Here is a 17,112-nt window from a genome sequence, read left to right as displayed (position 1 = left end):
ATGAGTACACATCAATTTCAACCTGATCTTCCGCCTCCAGCGAATACCGTTGGGCCAGTCGGTTGGTTAAGAAAAAATCTATTTAATGGACCTGTTAACAGCGTCGTCACTGTGATTCTTGCTTACTTTGCTTTCACCCTATTATGGGCAATAGCGGATTGGGCATTCATCAGTGCCGACTGGATAGGAACCACACGTGATGCCTGTACTAGCGAAGGCGCTTGTTGGGTTTTTATCAGCGTTCGTTGGGACCAATTCATGTATGGCTTCTACCCAGAAGCTGAACTGTGGCGACCTCGCCTCTTCTATGCAACGTTGGCCATTTTTGTAGCCTTACTGGCTTATGAAAAAACACCTAAACGTACGTGGATTTGGTTGTTCTTCGTCAACATCTACCCATTTATCATTGCTGGCTTGCTATACGGTGGCGTCTTTGGGTTAGAAGTTGTTGATACCCATAAATGGGGCGGCCTACTGGTTACACTGGTCATCGCACTTGTTGGTATTGTAGTGTCACTCCCTATTGGTGTTGCACTTGCTCTTGGGCGCCGCTCAGAGATGCCGATCATTCGCAGTATGTGTACCATATACATCGAAATTTGGCGTGGCGTACCGCTCATTACAGTTCTATTCATGGCTTCAGTAATGCTGCCACTCTTTTTATCAGAAGGGACAGAAACCGATAAGCTCATTCGAGCACTTGTAGGGGTAGTTCTATTCAGTGCAGCCTACATGGCCGAAGTAATTCGAGGTGGTCTACAAGCAATACCAAAAGGCCAATACGAAGCAGCTGATGCTCTGGGGTTAAGCTACTGGAAAAAGACTGGGCTTATCATTCTACCTCAAGCTCTTAAAATCACGATTCCTTCAATTGTGAACACCTTCATTGGTTTGTTTAAAGATACCAGTCTTGTTTTGATTATTGGTATGTTTGATGTACTAGGAATTGGCCAAGCCGCGAATACCGACCCTGAATGGCTTGGGTATTCAACAGAAAGTTATGTATTTGTCGCGTTAGTGTTCTGGGTGTTTTGTTTTGGCATGTCGAGATATTCGATATGGCTAGAAAACAGACTTCACACCGGTCACAAACGATAATTAACAAGATCAAGGACGTATTATGACGCAGCAGACAGAAAACAACTCTCAAGGTCTTATGATCGAGTTGAAAGACATGAACAAGTGGTACGGTGAATTCCACGTACTTAAGAACATCAATTTAGAAGTTAAAAAAGGCGAGAAAATCGTTATCTGTGGCCCTTCAGGCTCTGGTAAATCAACGATGATCCGCTGCATCAACCGATTAGAAGAGCACCAAAAAGGTCATATCTTCGTTTCAGGTAATGAATTAACGGAAGACCTAAAGAACATCGAAGCCGTGCGTAGAGATGTCGGCATGTGTTTCCAACACTTCAATCTGTTTCCACATCTGACGGTATTAGAGAACTGTACTCTGGCTCCAATCTGGGTCAAAAAGATGCCAAAAGAAGAAGCCGAAGCGATTGCAATGAAGTACCTAGAGCGCGTAAAAATCCCTGAGCAAGCGGACAAGTTCCCAGGTCAGCTTTCAGGTGGTCAACAGCAGCGTGTAGCTATCGCTCGCTCTTTGTGTATGAACCCTCAAGTGATGCTGTTTGATGAGCCAACGTCGGCGCTCGATCCAGAAATGGTTCGTGAGGTGTTAGACGTAATGGTTGAGCTTGCAGAAGAAGGCATGACGATGCTTTGTGTAACGCACGAGATGGGCTTTGCTAAAGAGGTCGCGGATCGCGTTATCTTCATGGATGCCGGTGAAATCATAGAAGAGAACAACCCTGTCGATTTCTTTGAAAACCCACAATCAGACAGAACGCAGAACTTCTTAAGCCAAATCTTACACCACTAATGTGTTATGATGCATAAACTACAGAGGCGGCTTAGGTCGCCTCTTTGTTTTCAGTGTTATAATTAGTTTTTCAAGATTATAAACAGCGATTCAGTGCGATTAAAATTGAACAACGAACCTTAACTGCACTTTAAGAAATACTTTGTTACACCTTCAGAAACACTTAACCGACTATTTTGATTATTATTTTACGTATACAAGAGGAATGAGAGACTTGATTTTTCGAACTTTCACCCCCATAAATGTACTAATAACTATTGAAGTCACCTTACGAGGAAGATTATGAACAGCCCTATGTTTTCACGCACAGCATCTCAAGAAAGTGCTCTGCAAACCAATAAAGTGTTGCGTAACACCTACGCATTACTGTCTATGACACTACTTTGGTCTGCTGTTGTAGCAGGCGTATCCATGGCGATGAACCTTCCTCGCCCGGGTCTTATTATCATGCTAGTTGGCTTCTACGGCCTACTTTTCCTAACAGAAAAGAACCGTGACAACAGCATGGGTCTAGTCTTCACATTCCTATTTACAGGTTTCTTAGGCTACACCATCGGTCCAATCTTAAACATGTACGTTGGCGCAGGCATGGGTGACGTCATCCTAACTGCACTTGGCGGTACAGCACTGGCGTTTATGGGCGCATCAGCTTACGCACTAACAACTAAGCGTGACCTGTCGTTCCTTAATGGCATGCTATTAGCTGGTTTCGTAGTACTACTTGTAGGTATGGTTGCAAACATCTTCCTACAAATGCCTCTACTATCATTGGCAATGAGCGGTATGTTCATCCTGTTCTCGACTGGTGTTATCTTGCTTACAACGCAAAACATCATTCGTGGCGGTGAAACAAACTACATCTCTGCAACGATCAGCTTGTACGTATCGATCTACAACATCTTCATCAGCCTACTAAGCATCCTAGGCATCATGGGCAGCGACGACTAATCGTTCCCACCATTGAAGAATATCTAGCCCAAGAGCCTACCTCTTGGGCTTTTTTGTATCTATAAGTACGATATTTCATTGGATAGCTACAATTTCTGTTGAGAAAGACAAACTTGGTCATGTACCCTATCCGCATAGTTAATTGGATTCTGGATTAAACATGTTTGAATATAACGGCAAGCAAATCGAAACCGACGCTCAAGGCTACCTATTGGATTACACGCAATGGGAAGAAGGCATGATTGAAATTCTTGCTCAAGACGAGGCGATTGAACTTACAGATGCACACTTAGAAGTCGTACATTTTGTAAGGAGCTTTTACGAAGAGTTCAACACCTCACCAGCGGTTCGCATGCTCGTTAAAGCAATGGAAAAAGCTCACGGCCCAGAAAAAGGCAATAGTAAGTACCTTTTCAAGTTATTCAAAAAAGGCCCTGCAAAACAAGCGACCAAGCTCGCCGGTTTACCTAAACCAGCAAAGTGCTTGTAAAACCTAACCCGCTTTAGGTCATTAAGTTACGTTCAATATAAAATACTGTAGTGCTACAACTACAGTATTTTAAACGCCCCTATGCGTACGTCTTGGCGCTCACTATCTTTAACTTGATGCATCACAACGTTGTCTACTGTTGCGCTCGAAGGGCCAATATAGAGCCAAGCATGTAACTTCTCAATTTGCTGACTCTCTCCGACAACTAACACTTCAACTCGACCATCATTTAAGTTCTTTGCATAACCTGAGAGACCCATAGCTTGCGCCTGCCTACTGGTGTGGTAACGGAACCCAACACATTGAACTACGCCTGACACGACAAAAATATATTGTGAACTTTCCATAACGTTGCCTCATAAATTATATGAATGATATAGTCGAGTTTCTATTCATTCACCGCTTATTGGTGGACTTACTTCGAGTATAACGATTATGAAAGAAATCCCATTTCGTTGGATTGACAAATATCTCATTCACCTAAAAATCCAAGAAAAGTTCTATCTACTCTTCTTATTGCCTCTTCTCGCCCTGGTTATATTAACTCTCGTTTTAGATAGTGCCGCGGACTCTTTACTTGCTCACCTTTATCAAGAAGAAATGCTCTTGATGAAAGGGCTTATCGAAGCGGGTCAACTCACTAAAGATCAAGTAGCTCAGCTTGTCAGCAGCTCTGAAACCATCTCTTTAGGCTACGGTGCTGGTTCTGTTTCAGTGATGAATGGAGCGTTCAGCCTAGTTGCTAACCATGACCAAAACCTTTGGTCTGCTCTATCGACGACTCAGGTTTCTATCATCGCTGTAACCCTAACGCTTATCGCACTAGGTGTTTACTACATCATGACCTTTATTGGCGGCGCGATGTTCTCTATGAACAAAGCTCTGAACACGCTTGCGAATGGCGACTTAACTTGCCGCATGAACTACTTCTTAGTTCGTGACGAGTTCAGTGAAATCGCGATTACAATCGATAAAGTTGCGGAGCGTGAACAAAACATGGTTCTATCAATCCAAGAGTCTGTCGCTCTCATGCAGCAGATCAGCTCGGACTTGAACCAGTCAACACAACAAAGTTCAGACATCTCAGGTAACCAACAAGAACACCTGAATTGCTTAGCAAGTGCAACGGAACAAATGGCGGCTACCATTCGCGAAGTCGCTACCCTTGCTCATGCGTCTAGCTCACAAACGATGGACGCTCGCGGCGTTGCTCAGAGCGGTCAAGTCAAGGTTTCAAATACACTGGAGTCTATCTCTAGCCTATCTCAAGAGATCCAGTCCGCTTCACAAGCAGTAGAAGAACTGGATGCCAACGCGGCGCAGATCGATGAAGTAGTCACAACCATCAACGGTATTTCTGAACAGACTAACCTGTTAGCGTTGAACGCAGCTATCGAAGCCGCACGTGCTGGCGAGCAAGGTCGTGGATTTGCTGTTGTTGCCGATGAAGTTCGTGCCCTTGCCGGTCGTACTCAGCAAGCAACGGTTGAAATCCAAAGCATGATTGAATCATTACAACGTAACAGTCAATCACTGACCAAGCTGATGGAAGTCACGGTGAACAATGCTAACGAAGGCCAAACACTGATGTCAGAAGTGAACGTCGAGATCGGTTCATTAGCGGAAAAAAACCAGTCTATTTCAGATAGCAGCACTCAAATTGCTACCGCGGCTGAAGAACAAGGCGTAGTCGCTGACAACATTGCACAGAGTGTTGAAGAGATTCGTCATCAGTCAGACAGTATCTGCGAGATGATCAGTAAGAGTAATTCCAATGTTGACCAACTTCGTAAACAAAGCGATACGATGGAAGGTTTGCTGACAGGTCTTAAAGCTTAATACTGATATCCACCACAATGTGTTGATTAATCATTACTAGGGCTGCTTCTGCAGCCCTTTCTTATTTGCTTTTCACCTGCACTTCCCCGACAATACCCCTCCTTCAAATTCAACAAACAGAGTAAATTATGACTCCTTCAATTCATCTAGCTAAAGGCCGAGATAAATCACTACGCCGCAAACACCCTTGGGTATTTTCACGCGGTATCGATAAGGTCGAAGGCGAACCAAAACAAGGTGAAACTGTAGACGTATATGCTCAAAATGGTCAGTGGCTTGCAAAAGCGGCTTACTCACCAGAATCTCAAATTCGAGCTCGTGTTTGGACATTTGAAAAAGAAGAGATCAACAAGGCGTTCTTCGTAAAACGAATTCAAGACGCACAGTCTTTACGAGAAGACATTATCGAACGTGATGGTCTAACGGGCTACCGCCTAACGGCCGCAGAGTCTGATGGCTTACCAGGTATCACAATCGACAAATACCAAGACTTTCTTGTTTGCCAACTGCTAAGTGCTGGCGCTGAGTTTAACAAAAGCGTATTGGTTGAAGCGTTAATCGAGTGCTTCCCTGACTGCAACATCTACGAGCGTTCAGACGTGGCAGTTCGTAAGAAAGAAGGCCTAGAACAAGTTGTCGGCGTTCTTCATGGTGAAGAGCCACCAAAATCTATCGTGATTGAAGAAAATGGCGTTAAAATCAGCGTGAACATTATGGAAGGCCACAAAACAGGCTTCTACATGGACCAACGTGATAGCCGCAAAGAATCGATGAAGTACGTTAAAGGCAAAGGTGTCCTTAACTGTTTCTCATATACAGGTGGCTTTGGCCTTTACGCACTTAAAGGCGACGCGAAGCGTGTTATCAACGCTGACGTATCTCAACTTGCTCTTGATACCGCTAAATTCAACGCTGAACTTAATGAGTTTGATATCTCGAAAAAGCGCGCTGTATTCCTAAACGCTGACGTTTTCAAACTGCTTCGTGAGTACCGTGATCAAGGCACTAAGTTTGACGTAGTGATCATGGACCCACCAAAGTTTGTTTCAAGCAAGAATAACCTAACTTCAGGCGCTAACGGCTACAAAGACGTTAACATGCTTGCGATGCAAATCCTGAAACCAGGTGGCACTCTACTCACCTACTCTTGCTCTGGCTTAATGGGTACTGATTTGTTCCAAAAAATCATCGCTGATGCAGCATTAGATGCAGGCCGAACGGTTAAGTTCGTCGAGCGCTTCGAGCAAGCAGCCGATCATCTAACAGACACAGCCTACCCAGAAGGTTTCTACCTGAAAGGTTTTGCTTGTAAGGTTCTTTAAATACAAATTACCAGTCTAAGAAACAGCGTTACAGTTCATAAAAAACCGAGATTCTTCAATCTCGGTTTTTTATTAGTATCAGCAAACTCAATCGTCTTTAATAACTAGGATGTCAGACAAACTATTCGTCAAGTCTGCAGCGGAGAGGCCATCAAATTCAATTTTAACTTGCTGCCCATCTTTTTCTACAACCATGGCGGAGTTAACTTCGCCTCCTTCAACCTCGATGTTGTCTAACAACTCAGTGACTTGTTGTTGAGTTGGCGCATCAGCAAATAAGTCAGACAAATCAACCTTATCTCCTTCCGCGATGCTAAAATCGGAGATTCGATCGGTACTTCCATCTAAATCACTATCAACCCACTTGAATATATCAGCGTCATCACCACCAATAAGGATATCGTTTCCGAGACCACCAATCAGCGTATCTTGACCAACTCCACCTTTAAGTGCGTCATCACCACTCCCACCATCTAAGTAGTCATTACCAGTACCACCATCGATAGCGTCGATACCTGCTTGTCCGTAAACTGTATCGTTACCGTCACCAGTGAAAGCAATATCGATGCTGTCATTCTTATTCATACTTGGTCTATAACTATCGCCTTCCGATACAAAATCATCACGCTCAGCCGCACCGTCTTTAGGGTTCTTGGCTAATGACTCACTCCCCCCAAGGTAAACCGTGTCGTTTCCACCTCCTAGTTGAACGTAATCACCACCTTTGCCAACATCAACAAGGTAATCGGTGTTTGTATTATCAAACGTTGATGTTCTCTCATTTTCTGTATTCCCAGCAGAGAATTGATGCTTCTGCCATTGAAGGTCAGCTCCATCTACGGTAATCGTGTCGGTGACATCTCCAGAAGAACTAATCGTGGTTGGTGTTACGGGCTCAGGAACCTCAATTTCTGCAGTTGCCGTAGAGCTTGCAAATTTGTCCGCTCCCGTAACATATTGCTCTTCACTAACTGCTTCAACTGTAATACCAAAATCACGATTTCCAGTATAATCCGCCGGAAATACTAATTGAGCACTTACCGTCCCCACAACTCCAGCTGCATCAACAGCAAGTGCAAGTATGTAATTACTTGTACCATTGACTGGCGTTTGCAGTACTCCATCTACATACAGTTTCGCCCCTGACGGAATACCACTCACCGTAACCGAATCACCTTTAATGATTTCACTGCCATCCGTATCTTGCAAAGAAACCGTTATATCGACAGGGATTTCCTGTTGTTGAACAATACGATAGCTTCCATCTATGTTGTTTAGTTCAACGATAGCATCAGAGAAAATCAATCGTTCAATTTCATATAAGTGGTCTCCATTTTCATCAGAAGGAGTATATTGATCATTAGGTGTATCGGTCCCCTTCGTATCTCGCACTAGCCAGTGGCCGACACCTCCACCATGATCGCCTAGATCTGTGATTATGTACTGAGAAACTGGACCTGAGTAAATTACAGTGTCATACCCATCGACACCTATATCACTGGTAGTTTCATCACCTTCAATTTTGTCATTTCCAGCGCCTGATACGAACCAATCGTTGCCCGCACCACCTATATAGTGGTCCGAGTCCTGACTTTGGTCACCAACATAAAGCTTGTCCTTAGATCCGCCTTGATGTAAGTGCTCATGAATATCCGCGTTAAGTACTCTGCCTTCCTCAAAACCATCTAATTTAAGTTCTGTAAGTAGTGTGTTTTTCTCTGTAGTAGTCAACTGGGAGAACCCAACAAGTTCTTGATATACGTCGATACCGTTGGAAAAGGTAATATCCCCAATGGAAACAGCTACTAATGGGGCATCAGCCACAGGCGTAATATCTACCGTAAGCGTATGCTCTTCTGACGTACCATTCTCGTTTACAGCCTTGAACTTAATTTCAGCGTAGTCATTCGATTTATTGCCTACACCATCAACATTAAAGCCGTCATAACCAGATTCGTTAGCATCTGGATTAAAGCCGATCACGCCTGAAATTAATTGAGCCGATGTAATCTGACTCGAGTTTAGTGGCTGCCAATTTGGCTCTTGAACAGTACCAAGGTTAATTACCAACGCTCCATCGAGTGGTTGATGAGTTATCACTATATCGTTGCCAGACTCAATCCCAAAATCATCAATCGATAGCACTAAAATAGTATCTTCTTGTCCAAAGGCTTCCTTACTCTCAGCATCCGGTCCAACAGACACTGGATGAACAATCAAGTCGAAGGCCCCGTTCGAAATCTCACTGGTATCTCCGACAATCTCGTCTGAAATCGCTTCAATCTTAACGTTATAAGTGCCTGGCTCATCAACCTGAATCATCAGATCAGCGAGCACTGTTTCGGCAGTACCATTTGATGTTAACCAAGCAGATATATCAACTTCACCATCAGCATTAACAACAAGCTCCTGATCTCCAAGTTTAACAATTGAACCTTCAGGCAAACCGGACACGACGAGTCTCAACGTCTCTGAACCATCGGTATCAACAAGCTGCGTAGTTATCTTAGAGACATTGATAAAGGTATCTTCCAGCCCTTCATTAATATCGAACGCTGGGTAATAACCACCCTCTAAGGATTCATGTTCAACCTGTGCCCCGATATTAACTTTATCCTCAAGCGAACTTACATCCGGAACAATATCGAAGTTGTCCGTGTTAAAGTCTACGGGTTCATTACCACCAACTGCGACACTGATAGTGGCATTACCTGGACCAGCCTCGTTGTCGTGGAATGCAGTAATTGTGTACCAACCAGATGCCGATGGTACAAAGGCTGAAGACTCATAGGTACCGCCTCCGCCCCAAGTTTGAGAGGCCATGGTTTCACCACCGACTTCAAGTCTAAATGAATCATCTGCATGACCGCTAAACACGTATGACTCACCAGCAACTAGGAATACCAAACCAGTAAGTTTGCTCGAAATGTTTTCGATAGCTGGAGAGTTCTGAGTGCCAAAGTCTGGCGTCTGTGTAACTTCTGAAGTGTTGGCAACACCTGCAGACTCGATTGCTTGTTCAACAACGTCCGGAGCGACACCGCTACCATTGTTGTAATCAAAGTCTAGGTTCTCCCATTGCTCTAACTTAAAACCTTCATCTAAATCTACATTTGGTGTTTCTACAACTAACTTGGCAAGTGTCGTATCAGGGCGAATATCAATCGACATCGTCGTACTAGAGCTGGTGTTGATGCCATCAGAACTGTGGTAGTTAAACTCCGCATAATCTTGCTGATTATTACCAGTTACTACATTATCTTCATCAAACATTGATGTACTAGATTCATAGCTTACTGGGTTGAATATCAAGAAACCTTGTTCTACCTGCTCTTGGCTTACTGGTACACCTGTACCAATCGTTTCAGTATTTAACAGAACCCATTCATCAGTAGATTCGTTGTACAGATACATATCACCCGCACCTGGAGCACTAGTGATAACAATCGACAATTCGCTGGAATCTGCATCAGAAACGTTGAAATCGGCCCACTTAAACGTAATCGATGAACCTTGGGCTTGTGCCTCATCGCCAATGACATGTGAGTCCTGTGCTTGCGGTGCTTCATCGTTATCAATGATCGTCGCAATACCTTGCTTACCATCCACTTCGAGCGTGAAGTTCTCATTTAACTCATCAATGCCGTCTTCGTTAGTTGGTACCTTGATGTCAAACGACGTTACTCCCGCAGGCACAACAAGCTGACCATTAACAAGCGTCACGCCCTCAGTGAACTCTACGTTGTCGGTGAAATCTTTGTTATCACCGAGCTCGGCAGAACCGGAGTTTAACGACCAGTCGAATCGAGTCTCTTGACTGCTTGTGTTAACTAGGTTCACGGTGAAGACGGCTATATCGCCTTCAATTACTTGTTCATTATTTAGATTAACCGCGTTGCTCACTGTATCGATAATTGGAGCTTCATCGTTATCAGTAATGCTACCCACTGAGGATTCACCATCAACAGTCACGGTGTAGGTTTCAGCGATTTCATGGAGACTGTCATCAATTGTCGGAATCAAGATTGCAAAATCCTTCACTCCAATTGGGACAATCAGTTTGCCGCTTTGCTGATCATAGGTGACGCCATTAGTAAAACGAACCTGACTCAGGTCGAGATCTTTTTCTTCACCCGAATCATTCGCAGCATCCGTGTTCTTACCAAAAGTAACGTCCAACGCAGATTCAACAAGTGCACTTGAATCCAGAGTTACTTTAAAGCCAAGGTCATCACCTTCAACTACTGAGTCTGCTAGCAGGTCTACAGACGCAACACTAGAAGGGGTCGGTAGAGGGTTGACGATAACATTAACTTCAGCACTCGCGATTTGGCCATTATCATCAGTAATCTGATATTTAAACGTTGTTTCACCGACAAAGTCATCGCCAGTTAAATCAAAGTATACGATGCCGTCTTTGATATACGCATTACCTTCCGTTTCACCGTATACATAGGTAATACGTAGATTGTCGCCATCTGAATCGATATCGTTATTTAGAAGCTCAGAACCGATAATGCCAGCAAGCTTCGATGTTGGAATCTCAAGAATGCCGCCTTGATTCACTGCATATGCGCCTTCACTAGAGGCTTTAAAACCAGTTAGGAAGTAATCTGACGCATCATTATCATGCGTTGCTTGGTTGGAATACTCAGTTGCTTCAAATACCACAGTATCAAATGCGATTGGCGTACCATCAGGAGTAAGCGGTGTTATTTCGTAAGTACCTTTATTGTTACCGTCTTCAGCAATAAACGTATCACCTGCAACCGCTACGCCATTGAGGTACGCTACCCAACTGCCTTGTTCATGGTTATCAGTGAAATCACCGTCATTACCTTCGTTTTTAAACAAGTTAGATACTGAAAATGTAAACTGAGTCGCAGGGCTATCTAAATTGATTTCAAACTTCTCAGATTGCTGTTCTGCACGATCATATTCAATCTGAGCACCCAATCCACCCACTTTGCCGGCAACACCAATCTTAATACCGCTGTGTGCAAAGTCTTTATCTTGGCCATTGAAGCTGGCACTCAGCTCTGCACCTTCAGCCGACCATGGAGAGTCGTTGTCTTCACTGAACTCACCCAGTTTAACTTCGAAGCCTTGCGGATCGTTATTCGCATTCAGGTCACCAGACTTATCGATAGTAACTGTCTTAACTTCACTTTCGTTACCATCACTGTCTACCGCTTTATATTCGAATGAATCTGACGCCTTAGCTTCAAGAGAAGTCAGCTCCCAGTTACCTGGTCCTTGTGTGCTTGCTTCCACCGAAACAATCTCAGCACCTTCAGGAGCGACAATCGTGACATTTTGATTATTGTGGGTGTCATCATAAAGGAAGGTTTTGTCTTCTGTGACACCATTACCATAATCAAAGGTGACTGTAATCTCGGCTCTTGATTGAACACTATCATCAGCATTTGGAGCAAACCAGCCACCCAAACCGCTTAGACCAACCGTTACTGAGTCCGCTGGACGAGAAGAGAAATCAATGTTGATTACCTCATCTTGGTGAATACCGCGATTAGTCGATGCAATACCGAAACCCATATGGCCTTGCTGGCTGTTGTTCTGTACTAAAGGCTTGGCGTCAACGTTATTTCGACCTTCCGAGGTAATGGTGACGACATCACCATTATCAAACTTCAGTTCGCGAGTATACGCATCTACTTCATCACCCCAGTTATGAAACTCTGCAGTGCTATGAGGGCCTTTATCTAATGTGGATGTATCATCAACACCTAAGAAGAAGCCTGTTGATTCTTGGTCATCTTCATAAACGATGTTGTTAGGATCTGCATACGTCTGCCCAACTACCACTTCAACCTTGTTATTACCATCGACATAGTAAAGAGTTCCTGAATCAGGTAACTCTGTGATGATCACACCGAGATTTGTATCTGCGTCATTATCGTTATCATCTTCGTCATCAGAAATATGGTCTGTACCATCTCCTTCGATAGCTCCCATTCCGGTATCGAAAATAACTTGCGAAGAGCCATCTGCATTGAGAGAAATAGAGAAGTCTTCAGCTTTTGGCGGGTTATCATGGCTGTCGTCAATAGCTACATTTTTATCAGCGCTAGACGTATCTAGCTTCTCAAATACATCGGTACCATCTTGAGTTACGGATACAACACTAACGTTAAACTCTTGTCCGACTTCGTATTCGTTGTCTTGTTCAGTTTGAATCTCAAAGGTCGCTGTATTTGTATTTGCGTCTACGTTTACAGTTATAACTTCAACAATATCTTCATTGCTCGCGTTTGTGTAAGAGTACTGAAGAGTAACCACACTATCTTCAGGCACTTGCTCACTTAGCGTAATCGTAAATGGGCTTGTCTTATCACCCTCAATAACTGAATCGGGACCAGTCAGCCCAATTGTAACGGTATCTTTATCATTTGTGTCTGTCTCATCGACAATCTTAGCTGTATCTGAGTCCTGTTTGTCATTTTCAACAAACTCGCTAGTTGAGCTAGCTTTTAGAGTTACAGTTTCTTCACCCTCTAGCAATTTATCATCAAGAACCTTGATGAAGACTTCTAAGCTATCAGAGCCGCTAGCAATAATAAGATCGGCAAGCTCTTGCTCTGAAAGCGCTTTATAATCTTGTCCATCTTTAACGTAGATCGTGTCTTCGTAATCGACACCTTTAGTTGCAGAGTCCCCTGCCGACCCTAGTGTAAGAACAAGACCAACGTTCTCTGAGACAAGCTCATCTAGGTTGATTTCAAATGATAGATAAGCCTCATCACCTTCAGTTACTGGTAGACCAGCTGTCACAGTCAGTTCTGCTACAGGTAATACATCGACATTAACTGTAACGGTATCTGTACCACCGTTGCCGTCTGACACGGTAACAACAAATGAATCATCTCCATCAAACTCGTTGTTCGGAGTGTACTTCCACTCGCCGGTTTCAGGGTCGATCTCAACACTACCGTTTGTAGGTTGGCTCACCGTGTAAGTCAGGTCAGTGTCGTCAATATCGGTTGCAGTAACCTTACCAGATACAGAGTTATCCTCTTTAGTCGATACACTTATTTGATCAGTATCGCCAATCGGCACTCCATCTTTGACAAATATTGGAGCATCATTTTCTGGAGTGACATTAATCGTAACCACTGCGGTATCAGTACCACCTTTACCGTCAGAAACTGTGTAAGTAAACGTAGCGATACCATTGAAGTCATCCGCAGGAGTGTAACGAACGGTTTGAGAACCATCTTGTAGTTCAACTAACTCAACCTGACCGTATGTTGGATCAATCACTAAACTATCTAAAATAATTAACGTATCACCATCAACGTCAGAATCATTCGAAAGTAACTCGCTACTAGGAATATCGAGAGTTATATCTTCTTGTGTCTGAAGGTTTTTAATCACTTCTTGAAATTTGATATTATCTAGATAAGTCCCACTCTTGTCGCCTTCAGTGCCAACTTCTCTAAATGAAAGGGTATTTGAACCATCGCCACTACCACCTAATAATTCCAATGACTGAGTTTGCATTATGTTGCTTTCAGGGGTGATCGTAGCAACAACTTCACCGTTCCAAATAACCTCAAGCTCAGCACTCGGCAGTCGTTCGTACATTGCCGTATCAAAAGACAGTTGGTATAGGGTACCGCTTTCCACACCTTGAATTTGTTGGGTAAGGGTTACATTGTCACCGTTACCTTCCATATCAATCATACGATCGCCGTCTGTTTCATCAACAGCATAGCCTTCTTGAACTGAATCTAAAGCACCAGTTCTTGCATCGTAGGACCAACCATCTAGTTGGTCGATTCGAGAACCCCAGCCGGCATTTGATACCGATTCATAGTCTTCAAAGCTACCATTGACGATCAGGTTATCACCTAACGCTCTTGAATCATCGTTCGCGATAGGGTCATCATTTACTGGTGTGACATTAACGGTCACTGTCGTAGTGCTTTTTTCACCATGAGTATCAACAATGGTGTATTCGAAAGTCGCTTCACCATTGAAGTCTTGGTTAGGTTCAAACACGACATTGCCATCTATCAGCTGAACAGAACCGTTTGTAGCATCGGTTGCGTTGACAGAAAATATGGTTATGTCATCCCCATCAACATCGAAATCATTGGCTAGCAGCTCACTACCACTAATAGTAAGAGCCTGATCTTCTTCCGTTATGAGTTTGGGTGCATCTATTCCGGTAACTGTAATGTTATCGATGAACGCACCAAGCGAATCAGATTTACCCGCACCAGCAAAAGCGATTAAAGTAGCATCACTACTAACATCAAACTCTGCATTTACTTGATACCAACCTTTGTTATCCGGACCATCTAGTGTTACAGAAATGCCTTCTGGTGCAGTCACTGTTCCATCCGCATGCAGCGTAATAGTTGTATTCCCAACAGTAAAAGTCATATCAGACGACGAGTTGCCGTCTTGGCGAGGGTTATAATCGAACTCTACCCTCAAAGAATCTTGATCCGACGTATCAATTGATGTCGTCATCACCGTGTTTTTATGTGGGTCTAGCTCTGCGTAAAAATCACCGTCGGTAGCATCAACAATTAAGCCGTCTCGCTCAATCTCTATACCATTAGTAAAGTCCCATACCTCTGATGGGTCTTTAGAAACAACCGTCCAACCCGCTGGGTTTGCCATATTTTCAAATGACTCGGTAAGCAATATGGTTTCTTGAACGTTTTTGTAAGAATCACTGATGGCTACAGGCGCATCGTTGACTGGCGTCACCGTCAAGTTGAACGTGCTGTCTACCGGTGTGCTGCCATCTTCGTTGCCGTCTTCAACGTTAATATCGAAAGACGCCGACGTGGTTTCGCTGCCGTCATGCTTGAACGTCACTTTCCCCGCCGCCAACTGCGCCACCGTGAAGCTGCTCGACTCGACGCCGTTCACTAAGATTGTGCCGTTACTCTCGTTGCTGACCGTGAAGCTCACGCCTGTGTCCGTATCGTCAACGTCCGTATAGCCAAGATCTGCCGCCGTGATCGTGTAGCTGCCTGCTTCATCCATTTCACCCAACAGATCGCCTGTCAGCTCCGGCGCATCATTCACTGGCGTCACCGTCAAGTTGAACGTGCTGTCTACCGGTGTGCTGCCATCTTCGTTGCCGTCTTCAACGTTAACATCGAACGACGCCGACGTGGTTTCGCTGCCGTCATGCTTGAACGCCACTTCACCCGCCGCCAACTGCGCCACCGTGAAACTACTAGACGCGACGCCGTTCACTAAGATTGTGCCGTTGCTCGCGTTGCCGACCGTGAAGGTCACGCCTGTGTCTGTATCGTCAACGTCTGTATAACCCAAGTCAGCTGCCGAGATCGTGTAGCTGCCTGCCTCATCCACTTCCGCCGCCAAATCGCCTGTTAGTTCCGGCGCATCATTCACTGGCGTCACCGTCAAGTTGAAAGTGCTGTCTACCGGTGTGCTACCATCTTCGTTGCCGTCTTCAACGTTCACATCGAACGACGCTGACGTGGTTTCACTGCCGTCATGTTTGAACGTCACTTCACCCGCCGCCAACTGCGCCACAGTGAAATGGTTCGACGGAACACCACCGACTAAGATTATGCCGTCACTCGCGTTGCCGACCGTGAAGGTCACACCTGTGTCAGTATCATCAACGTCCGTGTAGCCTAGGTCCTCAGCCGTAATGGTGTAGCTGCCTTCTTCATCCACTTCACCCAACAAATCACCTATCAGCACTGGTGCATCGTTCACAGGAGTGATATTAAGCGTAACTTCTGCTTCGTCTTCCCCACCGTTCCCATCGGTCACTTTATATTTAAAAGTTGCCTCCCCGTTATAGTCGGTATCCGGTGTGAATGTAATTGTATTGTTTGTGTAGTCGACAAACAGCTCACCATTAGTCGCGGAGGTAATTGAACCCACAACAATTGAGAGCTCATCACCATCAATGTCAGTATCATTCGCCAACAATTCATCAAAAGAAATCGTGATAGACGTGTCTTCAGCAGTAACAAGTTTAGATTGATTAATACCTGTCACTGTAATGTTATCTAACAACGCACCGTAGCTATCTGAAGCACCAGCGCCTGCAAATGTAAGGTCCGTAACGTCCCCTTGGACTTCGAACTCAGCCGTGATCTTATACCAACCATTTGCGTCAGGTTGCCCTATTTGGACATTAAGTCCGTCGGCACCCGATAGAGTTCCATCGGCGTGAACAGTAACTAACGTGTCACCGACTTTAAACGTCATGTCAGAAGATGAATTACCGTCTCGTCGAGGGTTGTAATCAAATTCAACACGAACGCTATCTTGGTCTGACGTATTAATACTTGTTGTGATCGCGGTGTTTTGATGAGCATCAAGCTCAGCGAGGTAGTCACCGTCTGTCGCTTCAGCTATGAGACCGTCACGCTGAATCTCTAGACCATTTGTTGCTTCCCAATCACCCAGTTCGTCGCCAGTTACTACTGTCCAACGACCTGTGTTTGTCATGTTTTCAAAGGACTCAGAGAAGAGCAGCGTCTCACTATGAGTTTCATATGTGTCATCAATCGCTACTGGGCCCTCGTTCACGTTGCTCTCTTTCAGGGTCACCGTCGCTTCCGCTGTCGAGCCGTAACCGTCGGTCATCACCATCTGGTAAT

At 44.5% G+C, this 17,112-nt stretch carries 8 protein-coding genes; 6 read left to right on the top strand and 2 right to left on the bottom strand.

Annotated features, from left to right (window positions below; all coding sequences use genetic code 11):
* The 4 genes from AB6E78_RS00310 (at position 1) to AB6E78_RS00295 (ending at position 3,323) form a co-directional block, all read left to right on the top strand.
* Positions 1 to 1,098, top strand: a complete 1,098-nt coding sequence (locus AB6E78_RS00310) for an amino acid ABC transporter permease (RefSeq protein ID WP_372132246.1) — start codon at positions 1 to 3, stop codon at positions 1,096 to 1,098.
* A gap of 22 nt (positions 1,099 to 1,120) precedes the next feature.
* On the top strand, positions 1,121 to 1,885 hold the full coding sequence (locus AB6E78_RS00305) for an amino acid ABC transporter ATP-binding protein (RefSeq protein WP_017059704.1): 765 nt from the start codon (positions 1,121 to 1,123) through the stop codon (positions 1,883 to 1,885).
* Between the two features lie 282 nt (positions 1,886 to 2,167).
* Positions 2,168 to 2,833, top strand: coding sequence for a Bax inhibitor-1/YccA family protein (locus AB6E78_RS00300; protein ID WP_017057206.1), 666 nt, complete (start codon positions 2,168 to 2,170; stop codon positions 2,831 to 2,833).
* 160 nt (positions 2,834 to 2,993) lie between these two features.
* The gene (locus AB6E78_RS00295; protein ID WP_017057205.1) at positions 2,994 to 3,323 is read left to right on the top strand and encodes a TusE/DsrC/DsvC family sulfur relay protein; all 330 of its coding nucleotides are present in this window, start codon (positions 2,994 to 2,996) and stop codon (positions 3,321 to 3,323) included.
* Between the two features lie 59 nt (positions 3,324 to 3,382).
* Here the strand turns inward: AB6E78_RS00295 and yccX are convergent, their stop codons facing one another.
* Positions 3,383 to 3,670, bottom strand: a complete 288-nt coding sequence (yccX, locus tag AB6E78_RS00290; RefSeq protein WP_017059706.1) for an acylphosphatase — start codon at positions 3,668 to 3,670, stop codon at positions 3,383 to 3,385.
* Between the two features lie 88 nt (positions 3,671 to 3,758).
* On the opposite strand from yccX, the gene AB6E78_RS00285 reads away from it, so the two are divergent.
* On the top strand, positions 3,759 to 5,162 hold the full coding sequence (locus tag AB6E78_RS00285) for a methyl-accepting chemotaxis protein (RefSeq protein ID WP_372132249.1): 1,404 nt from the start codon (positions 3,759 to 3,761) through the stop codon (positions 5,160 to 5,162).
* Positions 5,163 to 5,290: 128 nt separating this feature from the next.
* Entirely contained in the window at positions 5,291 to 6,484 is a 1,194-nt protein-coding gene (locus AB6E78_RS00280) for a class I SAM-dependent methyltransferase (protein ID WP_372132252.1), read from the top strand.
* A gap of 87 nt (positions 6,485 to 6,571) precedes the next feature.
* On the opposite strand, the gene AB6E78_RS00275 is transcribed toward AB6E78_RS00280, so the two are convergent.
* Positions 6,572 to 17,098 (bottom strand): tandem-95 repeat protein, encoded by a 10,527-nt coding sequence (locus tag AB6E78_RS00275; protein WP_372153720.1) that lies wholly within the window; start codon positions 17,096 to 17,098, stop codon positions 6,572 to 6,574.
* Between the last annotated feature and the right edge of the window lie 14 nt (positions 17,099 to 17,112).

The organism is Vibrio sp. 10N.247.310.98, assembly GCF_041467395.1.
Lineage (GTDB): Bacteria > Pseudomonadota > Gammaproteobacteria > Enterobacterales > Vibrionaceae > Vibrio > Vibrio crassostreae_C.
The sequence above is the reverse complement of the archived record's forward strand: the minus strand, read 5'-3'. Positions and strand labels throughout refer to the sequence as shown.

Bases quoted from the DNA above. Each gene is read 5' to 3' on its own strand.
- AB6E78_RS00300 (WP_017057206.1), top strand. From the start codon at position 2,168: ATGAACAGCCCTATGTTTTCACGCACAGCATCTCAAGAAAGTGCTCTG.
- AB6E78_RS00280 (WP_372132252.1), top strand. From the start codon at position 5,291: ATGACTCCTTCAATTCATCTAGCTAAAGGCCGAGATAAATCACTACGC.
- AB6E78_RS00295 (WP_017057205.1), top strand. From the start codon at position 2,994: ATGTTTGAATATAACGGCAAGCAAATCGAAACCGACGCTCAAGGCTAC.
- AB6E78_RS00305 (WP_017059704.1), top strand. From the start codon at position 1,121: ATGACGCAGCAGACAGAAAACAACTCTCAAGGTCTTATGATCGAGTTG.
- AB6E78_RS00310 (WP_372132246.1), top strand. From the start codon at position 1: ATGAGTACACATCAATTTCAACCTGATCTTCCGCCTCCAGCGAATACC.
- yccX (WP_017059706.1), bottom strand. From the start codon at position 3,670: ATGGAAAGTTCACAATATATTTTTGTCGTGTCAGGCGTAGTTCAATGT.
- AB6E78_RS00275 (WP_372153720.1), bottom strand. From the start codon at position 17,098: ATGACCGACGGTTACGGCTCGACAGCGGAAGCGACGGTGACCCTGAAA.
- AB6E78_RS00285 (WP_372132249.1), top strand. From the start codon at position 3,759: ATGAAAGAAATCCCATTTCGTTGGATTGACAAATATCTCATTCACCTA.